Below are 9,200 nucleotides of genomic sequence, written 5' to 3'. Positions count from 1 at the left end.
CCGAGGTTCCGCCGCCACCGGACCTGTAATCAAGGTCGTGAGAGATCCCGTAAACAAGGTGCTGAGACATGGTGTCAACAAAGTCATGAGACAGGTTGTAAACAAAGAGTTGAGACAGCACATACCAGGTGCCTGGACTGGCGCTACCATCAAGCGCTACTCGTCAGCTCTCTTGAGCCTGTACCCCGGGTTTGCGTACGTCGACGTTGTTGCGATCGAGGGCTACAACTGGGGCACCGCCGCGGCATGGAGTTCGTGGACCACCCCCTCGGCGCTCTTCGGGATCGCTCTCGGTCAGCTTCGTACCCTCGCCCAGGGCAAGCCGATCCTGACCGCCGAGACGGCCTCGGCCGAGCCCGGTGGCTTGAAGGCGCTATGGAACACGACACTGGTTCCGTATCTGAACGCGCTAAGCGACGTGACCGGATTCGTCGGGTTCGACCACAATAAGAAGGTCGACTGGCGGATTGCCAGTTCGTGTACGTCCGCGGCGTCCTTCGCGACCGCTCTGGCGCCCTGGTGCTGAGGCGTCTTGGGCGGGCAGTGTGATATCGGCTACTTGTCGGTCAGAGCGCTGCCAGAGGAGGTAACGGGACGCTGACGGCGCTCAGCGAAATTCCCCAGTCTTGAACTGGGGAATTTCAGTGAGCGCCGTCAACGCGAGAGAATGATCACCGTGACGTCGTCCTCGTGCGCGTCCGAGCCCACAACCAGGGCACAGATGCGCGCGACCACGTCACTCGCACTGGATCGATCCGCGACGATCGCAGCGACGTGCCGCAGCGCCTCGACCGTCCCGTCGTACAAGTCGAGGATCCCGTCGCTGCAGCTGATTAGCGCGTCGCCTGGCTCCAGGAGCACCTGCGCGATCGCCCACGGCTCGTCGCGCCACATACCGACAGGTAAGTTCAGAGAGGCTAGTCGGGTCCAGGAGCCGTCGGCACGCACGTGCAGGCTCAGCCCATGCCCGGCGTCAACGTAGCGGACGACTCCGGTTGTCTCTTCGAGGCGAGCGTGGAACAGGGTCGCGAACGAGTCGGTGTCACCGAGGTCCGCCTCGAGAAAGTCGGACGCACGGTCGAGGGGAACCGAGAGGTCGTCTGTGTTTCTGGCGCTCCGTATGACGGCGCGGACGGCGGCGGCGATGATGCCGGCTCCTACTCCCTTTCCCATGACGTCGCCTAGGGTAAAGGCGGTGCCTCCCGCCACGTTGTACCAGTCGAAAAAGTCTCCACCGATCGTCTTCGCCGGCAGGCAGATCCCGGCGAAGTCGTAGCCAGACGCACCCGAGCCGGTCTTCGGTACCAGAGCCTGTTGCACCACCGACGCCTCTTCGAGTTCGAGGAGGGCGAGTTGTTCCCGCGCACGCACGTCGGCCACATGATTGCGGGCAAGCCGAGCGAGATCGTTGACCACTGCAGCGGCGAGCCCAAAGGCGCTGGCGGAGAACACTCCGCGCATCAACTCGTTGGGGTTCTCCTCCAGAGTTGATCCGAGCAAAAAGGGGACGAGAAGTCCCGCACAGACGCCGAGGAACGCGTAAGCGACGTTGCGGCGTCCGGGCAAGGCGGCTACCCATACCGTGGGCAGGATCGCCAGCGATGCGAAGATCGACGCGCTCTCTCCCGTAGCGAAGCGCAGGATTCCGACGACGAGGAAGTCGAGCGCGGGAATGAGGAGCAGTACACGTCCGCTCGGATCGAAACGCGGGAGGATCGCCGCCAGAGCAGTTATCGCAGCCATGACGACAACGGCGGCGATCAAGGCCGTAGCGTTCGTGACCTCGATGGTTGGCACGACGAGGCTGAGCACGACGGCAACCGCGAAGAGGAACGCGACCGGAGCTTGCTTCATCAGAGGTGGCGGATAGTCGAGTCCGAGCACAGTGGTGGTCCTCCGTCGACCGATGGTTTGGAGGAGCGAATGAGAACGCGTCGTGGACCCGGTCACGAGGTGCTCGGCGAACGGTCTTTGGTGATCGTCCAGACGTTCCCGCCTTCCATGCGTTCGTACTCGAAAACGGTGACGAGTGCTTGGATGAACGCGAGACCCCGACCGGACTCCGCGAACTCATCCGGCATCTCACGACGTCCTGTGTCGATCCCGGGCGGATCGGCCGTATCGACGAGCACTGCACGAAGCGCGTTATCGTCGGCGGTGACGTCGAGCCGACACACGATCGTGGTCGTGGACGACGCGTGCTGGATGACGTTGGAGACCAGCTCGATGAGCGCCGTGTCAAACATCATCCGGTCCATCTCGTCAATGTCTCCCCGCTCCTCCCAGATCGATTCGAGCGTCGCGTGCACAACGTCCACACTGTCCGGGGGTGTGCGGAAGAGAAGCGTGCGCTCAGTCATGGTAGGCGTCGTAAGGTGTGTCGAATTTCGCGAGGACGCGGTCGAGATTGGATAGCTGCAGGACCATCGTGACCTGTTTGCTCGGCGCGGCAATGCGGAGATCGCCGCCCGCCTGCCGTGCGCTCTTCAAGCATCCGACCAGTGCGCCGAGACCGGAGGAATCCATGAACGTGATCGCACTGAGGTCCACGACGATTCTGGCGTTCCCGCCACTGATCGACCGCCGGACGCTCTCTCTAAGTTCGGGGGCGGTCACCATGTTCAGCTTCTCGTCTCCTCGGATGATTGCGATGTCTGGTTCTATCTTCTCGGTCGTGAACGTCATGCGTCCTCCTTCTCATGCGGGGTACTCGGGATGGGCTCAAAGCCCTGGTATGCGACAGCTCTGAAAAGGACACTCAGGACCACGAGATCGAATATCGCCCATGCGATGTTGACTCCGGTCCCGATCGGCTCGGCGCCGTTGAAGAACAGGTGGATGCAGCCCATCACTATCGCCACGACCAACAGGACCATGACAACCAGTTGGATCCGGATGAGTCGCCACGGCGTGCCGATCGACACCTGTCGGATCTTCGGCGTGACCGCGAAGCCGAGCGGGATCCGCAGCACCACGTTATTGACGGCGCTCGTGCAGGCCTCGATCCAGACAGGAAACAGGGCGAGGCTGTATTGCTGGCCTCGCCAGGTCGGCGTGCCTTTCGCTGCCACGAGGAACAGGAGCTGGTTGACGATCATGAACGGGATAAATCGGATGAAGAAGTCAAAGGCAAGCGAGGCGACGGGCAGGATTCCGAGGACTAGGAAGATGATTGGCGCAGCGAAGTAGACAACGGCAGCGTAGCCGCTGATGTAGCTCCACATCGTGGCGAAGTACATGAGGCGCTGCGGAACGCTGAGCGCCTTCTGGAGAAGAGGGTTCTCGCGGAGGAACACCTGCATGGTGCCCTGCGCCCAGCGCAGGCGTTGTGTGAGCATCGTCCCCGCGTCCTCCGGAGCCAAGCCATCGGCGAGAAGTTCGTGGTGATAGACGCTCTTCCAGCCGAGCCCGTGCAGGCGCATGCAGGTCGCCATGTCCTCGGTGACCGAGATGGTCGCGAGCGGCATGATCGGCTGCGCCTCCCCAGGTCGGTCGATAGCGATGCTCTGTAAGACGGATTGTACGGATTCTAGGGCGTTGAGCGGGGAGAACTCGCGGTCCGACAGGGACGAAACGATCTGTTCGATGTCGACGATGGTGTCGACGGAGGGTCCTCCCGCACTGGTCCGGGCGAGAGCACGAATCTCGGCGAGATCGTTCTCGAGGCCGGCGATATCGGAGGCGACGAGGGAGTAGCTCGCCGCGTCCACACGGCGGTGCAGATCGTAGGTGACGGAAGCGATTGGCGCTCCACGACCGATGGCCGCTCGTGCCTCGGCGATCGCCGTGGCGACGTCATCGAGGGCTGCCCGTACCGCGGTGTCGGCGGTGGCGGGGTGTGACTGCGCCTTGGCCACGGCGCGGGCCGCGGTGCGTAACGCGGCCGTGATACTCCGATCGATTTCGCGGACGTAGCCCACGATTCCCAGCTGCATGAGGGCCTCACGGCGCAGAACTGCGTTGGAGCCGCAAAAAAAGGCCGCGTTCCAGCCGTCCTTGCCCTGTTGGATCGGGCCGTAAAACAGCGGGGCCTGGCTTCCGAGAGGGTCGCCCGTGGCCACGTTCGAGAACACCTGGGGAGTCTGAACCAGGGCGACCTGTTCGTCGTTGAAGTACCCGAGCGTGTTGTCGAGGATCTCCGCGCGCGGGATCTGGTCCGCATCGAGGATGAGGATGAACTCACCCGTCGTGCGCTCGAGCGCGTTGTTGAGGTTCCCCGCCTTAGCGTGTCGGGGGCGGTCCTTCCAATCTTCCGAGCGGGTGATGTAACCCAGGCCCGCGCCCTCAGCGGCTGAGCGCATCTCGGCACGGTCGCCATCGTCCAGAATCCACGTCAGGTGCGGGAAGCGGATGGCTCGAGCGGCAGTTGCGGTCGCCATCACCATGTCGATGGGTTCGTTGTAAGTCGTGATGAACACGTCCACGGTCGCATTCTCAGCAGGAAGTGGGGGCGCCAGTCGGCCTCGGGCACGCCACATCGTCATCCCAAACAGACACACGTCGATCAGACTGTATGTCTCCGCAGCGACGAGCGGAACCGCAATCCACCACGCATCCCAGTTCAAGGAGTACAGCCACCGCCATCCGACGTAGTTCACGCCGAGGACGATCGTGAGGAGCACCAGCACGCGCAGCAGAAGCATCCGGCCCGGCGATGCAAGGGTGCTCTCAGTCCCGGGGCCAGTCGGGCCCCGCTTCTCGAACATCATCGGGGCACGATCCCGAACAGGAAACGCGTCTTCACCATGATCCAGAGCAGACCAAGGATGAGCACGTAGGCGAGCGAATTCACCAAGGTGTTCCCTTCGCGGAGAACCGGGACATTGGCGACGATTAGGACGAACAGGACATGCATGATGAAGACGTAGAGCGTCGCTTGGCCGAGCGGAATGAAGAACCAACCGAAAAGGCGATTCACGGGCTTCCAGAGCACACTCAATGCAGCGTAAGCGGTGATGGTGACGACGAACACGTTCACGACGCGTCCAAGATCAAGCGTGGTCCGTTCGAAGGCGAAGGAATAGACGTCCGAGAAGACATTCGCCGGTACGAGGCCAAGACGCACGTCGTAGGCGCTCGAAAGGTAGGGATTGTTCCACGAAAAGACCGCCAGAGCGACGGTTGCCACGATACAGACAGCCAGGACGATCCGCCCGCGGCGCGTGGCGAACCACGTCAGTACCTCGCGGCGGTGAAAACCCGCGACCATTCCGGTAACGAAGAGCGCCTGCCACGTCAGAAGCGGAAACGAGTCCTCGAACTGCGAGGGGAGGATGCGCAATTGCAGGAAGAACTGGGCGACGTAGACCGCCCAGCTCACGAGGAGGACGAGAGCCCATCGCCGTCGCGACAGCGCCCAGAGGATCGCCGGTGCGATCGCGAGCATGACCACGTACAGCCCGAGAACGTTGACCTGCCAGGGCCCCAGGCGCAGCAGTGCGATGTCGACGATGACAGACGGGTCGACCGGATAGCGAATGATGCTCTCGAAGTTGGCGTAGAGATTGTAGACGCGACCGGTCGCTTCGCTTCCAGCGGCACCGGTGCCCTGGTCGACGTAAGTGGTCGCCGGCGTCGAGTTCACGAAACCGATCAGGCTCACGATCCCGACGACGAAGACGACAACGACGGTCGTCACGTACAGCTTCCACGCCCGCCGGCCCGTGCGAAGTGTCACTTCTCCAATCCCGCCGCCGAGGACCTTCGGCCGGTAGACCAGCCCAAGGACCGCGCCGGAGAGCAGGACGAAAAGTTCGGCACCCGAGACCATGCCGATCGCCTCCTGCGTCACGTTCTGCCAGACGGAGAGGAGCGCAACATGGTTGACCACCACGAACACGATCGCAACACCTCGGAGCATGTCGATGCGCAGGTCACGGTTCGGCGGACCGTCGTAGGCGAGGGGACCGCGTCGTCCGCGCGAAAACCCCCACAGGGTCAGCGCGACCGCCGCCAAGAATACCGCAGCTATGACGATCCAGGCAGCGACGCCGTCGATTGTTCCCCCGCTGGCCTGCACAGGGGACGCAGGAACGAACGGTGTGTAGAGCGGACCGAACACGAGATCGCTCGTGGCGGCGTCGGCACTAAACGCCGCCACGGTCTCACCCGAGCCGGTGATGCTCCAATCGATGACGACCTCGCCGACCACGGCTCGCGCGGAGGAGGAATCGCGCCAGAGTACGACGTCGATCAGTGGATAGGCGTCGTCGGAGGTCGCCGCGATCACCTGCCGCCACCAGGCCCGCTTGATCTCCAACGCTCCCGAACCGCCAGCTCCCGGGCTATAGAACGCTGCCGTCTCCAGCATCAATGGTTTGCCGCCCGCCGCCGAAAAGCGGTCGTAGAAGTCGAGATCACCGCCACCGCGGAGGTCGGAGTCGAGTTCACCGTCCACCGGAACGGCGTTTTGCGGGGCGCCGCCACCGCTGACGTCGTGGTAGGCGGACAGGCCGACCCAATCGACGAAGGTATCGCCGGGGTAGAAAGGACCGTACGGGTCGTCCCTGGAATCGAGGGTGCCGCTGCCGTCTGTGTCGAGGAGGGCGTCGTCGGTGGATCGGGCGGAGGCGAACGGGTACGATCCCCCCGCTGCGGGGGACCACACCACGACCGCGTCCGGGAGGTCCTCATGCAGAACGTCCGCGAATACGCGGAAAGCTGCCACGTACTGCGCCGGCTTCTGCCCCCAAGGCACCCAGTTGACGTTCATGTCCGGCGCGAACCGAACGTAGAGCGGGAGGGCCTCTTTCTGCCGTGCGCCGGCGAGGGCATTCACCGCGGCCTCTGCAGCTTGCCGATCGAACGCACCCAGGTCTCCGGTCGGACGGAGGGTGACCGCAGCTAAGGCGCCCGCTTCCTCTGCCTGTCGCATGAACTGCGCGAGGTAGGTGGCCTCCGCGTCCGAAATCGGCACGGAAGCCACATGTTCCAGCACGCCCGAAGAGCGGCCAAGACGGTCGGTTTGCTCAGCGGCACTGTCGATGCTCCAGTCAAGGCTCGAACCGAAGTACGCCCCCGATTCCGGGGAGAACAGCGACTCAGTCTCGGCGGCGGCCGCCGGCGCGGCCGTAACAGCGAAACCTGCGACGACCGCGATGGCCAGAAGTTGCCGGAAGAATCGGCCGGACGATCCGCGGCGGCGACGCGCTGAGTCGCTCACGTGCGTGTTACGACCAGGACAGTGATGTCGTCGGTCGCCTGGCCTGAGGCGGCGAGCAAACGCACAGCCGAGAAGAATTCGTCCGTGCTCGCCGAGGCTCCTACCAGATCCGTCGCCTGCGTAAGGGAGTGCAGTGTCCCGTCATAGAGGTCCAGCACGCCATCGGTGAACGAGACGAGGGAGTCGCCGGGCACGAGGCCGACCGTCTGCGTCAGCCACCCGCCGCCCTCCGAGATGCCAAGGGGTAGTCCGCGGGACGCGAGCCGCTGGAACGAACCGTCCGCGCGGATCAGCACGGTGAGTCCGTGGCCGGCGTCGACGAACTCGGCGGGCGGCTCATCGGCCCGAGCATGGAACGCGGAGCGCACACCCGCGGCGAGGATCGCCGCCGCCGTTCCCTGCCCCATCACATCGACCAGAGTCATATCGATAAACCGATCGCCAATACGCCAGGTGTAGAGGTCGCCGGCGATCTGCATCCGCGGAATCGAGAGACCGGCGAGATCGTAGCCGTCCGGATGCCGGACCGCAGCGGGGAACATTTTCGCCTGGACCTCCGACGCCGGTCCCGGTCGGCGGAGTCCCGCAATTCACGCTCTACCCGCTGCCCGACGCTCAGCTCCCGCGGAACGAAATCGAAGAGACAAACTGTGCCAAGCTGCAATCCGTCGTCGAAGCTCAGGGGGCGGCCAGCGTAGAACCGCACATGCGGGGCCCCGACAACGTACTCGTGGGTAGAGAACATCGGGTCCCCCCTGAGGCCCCGGATTACAAGCATGGCCTTCTTCTGCAGCGTCGCGTCGCAGAAGGTGCCCTTGCGGGGTACAAGACCGGCCAGTTCGGTTCCTGTGGCGACTTCGTAAAGTCTGTGGCGTCGTCGAGGAAATGAATTTCGGCCACGGGCACCCCGAACAACTCACGCGCCATTCGCGTGATCCTGTCGAATCGTTCCTCCGGCGGGGATCCCATCACCCGGAACGCGTCGACTACTCTGAGGGGCGAATCCGGACCGAGGTCGTTGGGCATCCGCGTCCTTCCCCCATATCGTAATCAGCGGGCGCAGGCGCTGGTGCCCCGGTTCCTCGTGCTTTCACCGAGCCTAGCAGCCGGGCATCTTTAACTCGCCCGGCTCCCAGGTCGGTTTTCAAGACCGTTGAAGAAGCGGGTGTTTGCCTACCCGCGACATTTGCGACAAGGCCGTGAACTTGGGCCAGGTCGTCGTGATGTGAGCGGTATCCGGTGGATGCCCGGGCCACCCTGTGGGTCTGTTTCGTGGGTGTCCAGGATGCAATGCTTGACCGGTGGGCCTGCTTTCGGGATCGTCGGCAGGCCCACCATGTCTGGGGTCAGGGGCGGACGAGTTCCGGAGTGCCGAGCCCGGGCTCGACTGTGGTTGCGGTGGTGCGCCGTCGGGTCAGCCAGGCTACGAGAGGGTAGGCGGTGATCAGTCCGAGGATCATGCCGATTTGCATCTGGAAGGTGAAGACGATGTCCGTTGGTGGCGGCATGAAGTTGTTGAGGTGCAGGAACACCATCCAGCCCACCATGCCGATGTCAAAGAGGATGACCGTGGCGATGGCGACCAGCGCTGTGGCGCCGATTTTCAGGCCGGAGGTCTTTCCGGGCTGCCCGTTGGACGACGCTGCTAATTCGAATACGAACAGCAGCACCGTGGCCAGAACCAGGATGAAGAGGGCTACTGCCCAGAGGGTGAGGCCAGCGATAGTCCATCCGGCGCCGAAAACGACAGGAACTCCGACGAGATGGGCCACAGTCGAGGCAGCGGCCCCGGGAACGCAGGCCAGTCGGACATCGCATCTTCCAGAATTTCCATCCCGGTGCGGGTGTCCGGGAACGCGATCGTCGTCGGGGACAGGTCCGTCTCCGGCGCCGAATGCGTGCGTGTTTAATCCTGAATCCACCGGTCGACCGCTGGTGGAATCGTGATTTCGGTTTGATTGGGTTTCTGGGTTTCGGGCGCGGTTGAGGGCTGGGCCTCGATGCCGTGAGTGTTCCACTGGGGTTCCTGGTTGCGCCC

The 9,200-nt window shown here is 63.6% G+C and carries 8 protein-coding genes; 1 reads left to right on the top strand and 7 read right to left on the bottom strand.

The genetic code is table 11. The features are described from left to right. Positions 1-526 (top strand): glycoside hydrolase family 26 protein (locus tag QMG61_RS17115; protein ID WP_502847059.1); only part of this gene is annotated, 526 nt, incomplete at its 5' end. Positions 527-654: 128 nt separating this feature from the next. Here QMG61_RS17115 and QMG61_RS17110 read toward each other — a convergent pair. From QMG61_RS17110 to QMG61_RS17080, 7 genes are all read right to left on the bottom strand, one after another. After that, the gene (locus QMG61_RS17110) at positions 655-1,854 is read right to left on the bottom strand and encodes a PP2C family protein-serine/threonine phosphatase (protein ID WP_283495543.1); all 1,200 of its coding nucleotides are present in this window, start codon (positions 1,852-1,854) and stop codon (positions 655-657) included. Between the two features lie 92 nt (positions 1,855-1,946). Next, on the bottom strand, positions 1,947-2,360 hold the full coding sequence (locus QMG61_RS17105; RefSeq protein WP_283495542.1) for an ATP-binding protein: 414 nt from the start codon (positions 2,358-2,360) through the stop codon (positions 1,947-1,949). Beyond that, positions 2,353-2,685: an STAS domain-containing protein gene (locus QMG61_RS17100; RefSeq protein WP_283495541.1), complete on the bottom strand. Its 333-nt coding sequence runs from the start codon at positions 2,683-2,685 to the stop codon at positions 2,353-2,355. Before QMG61_RS17100 ends, QMG61_RS17105 begins: the two co-directional genes overlap by 8 nt. After that, complete coding sequence (locus QMG61_RS17095; RefSeq protein ID WP_283495540.1) at positions 2,682-4,643, bottom strand: glycosyltransferase family 2 protein; 1,962 nt, start codon at positions 4,641-4,643, stop codon at positions 2,682-2,684. The genes QMG61_RS17100 and QMG61_RS17095 overlap by 4 nt, the downstream gene beginning before the upstream one ends. Before the next feature lie 62 nt (positions 4,644-4,705). Beyond that, positions 4,706-7,162: an OpgC domain-containing protein gene (opgC, locus tag QMG61_RS17090; RefSeq protein WP_283495539.1), complete on the bottom strand. Its 2,457-nt coding sequence runs from the start codon at positions 7,160-7,162 to the stop codon at positions 4,706-4,708. Then, positions 7,159-7,704, bottom strand: a complete 546-nt coding sequence (locus QMG61_RS17085; RefSeq protein WP_283495538.1) for a PP2C family protein-serine/threonine phosphatase — start codon at positions 7,702-7,704, stop codon at positions 7,159-7,161. The genes opgC and QMG61_RS17085 overlap by 4 nt, the downstream gene beginning before the upstream one ends. An 804-nt stretch (positions 7,705-8,508) precedes the next feature. Then, positions 8,509-9,084 carry a DUF4396 domain-containing protein gene (locus tag QMG61_RS17080; RefSeq protein WP_283495537.1) on the bottom strand — a complete coding sequence of 192 codons (576 nt, stop codon included), beginning with the start codon at positions 9,082-9,084 and terminating at the stop codon, positions 8,509-8,511. Between the last annotated feature and the right edge of the window lie 116 nt (positions 9,085-9,200).

Source organism: Cryobacterium sp. PH31-AA6, assembly GCF_030063195.1.
GTDB lineage: Bacteria > Actinomycetota > Actinomycetes > Actinomycetales > Microbacteriaceae > Cryobacterium.
This window is presented reverse-complemented; position numbering and strand designations above follow the sequence as displayed.

Bases quoted from the DNA above. Each gene is read 5' to 3' on its own strand.
- QMG61_RS17110 (WP_283495543.1), bottom strand. From the start codon at position 1,854: ATGAAGCAAGCTCCGGTCGCGTTCCTCTTCGCGGTTGCCGTCGTGCTC.
- QMG61_RS17105 (WP_283495542.1), bottom strand. From the start codon at position 2,360: ATGACTGAGCGCACGCTTCTCTTCCGCACACCCCCGGACAGTGTGGAC.
- QMG61_RS17100 (WP_283495541.1), bottom strand. From the start codon at position 2,685: ATGACGTTCACGACCGAGAAGATAGAACCAGACATCGCAATCATCCGA.
- QMG61_RS17095 (WP_283495540.1), bottom strand. From the start codon at position 4,643: ATGCTTCTGCTGCGCGTGCTGGTGCTCCTCACGATCGTCCTCGGCGTG.
- QMG61_RS17085 (WP_283495538.1), bottom strand. From the start codon at position 7,704: ATGTTCCCCGCTGCGGTCCGGCATCCGGACGGCTACGATCTCGCCGGT.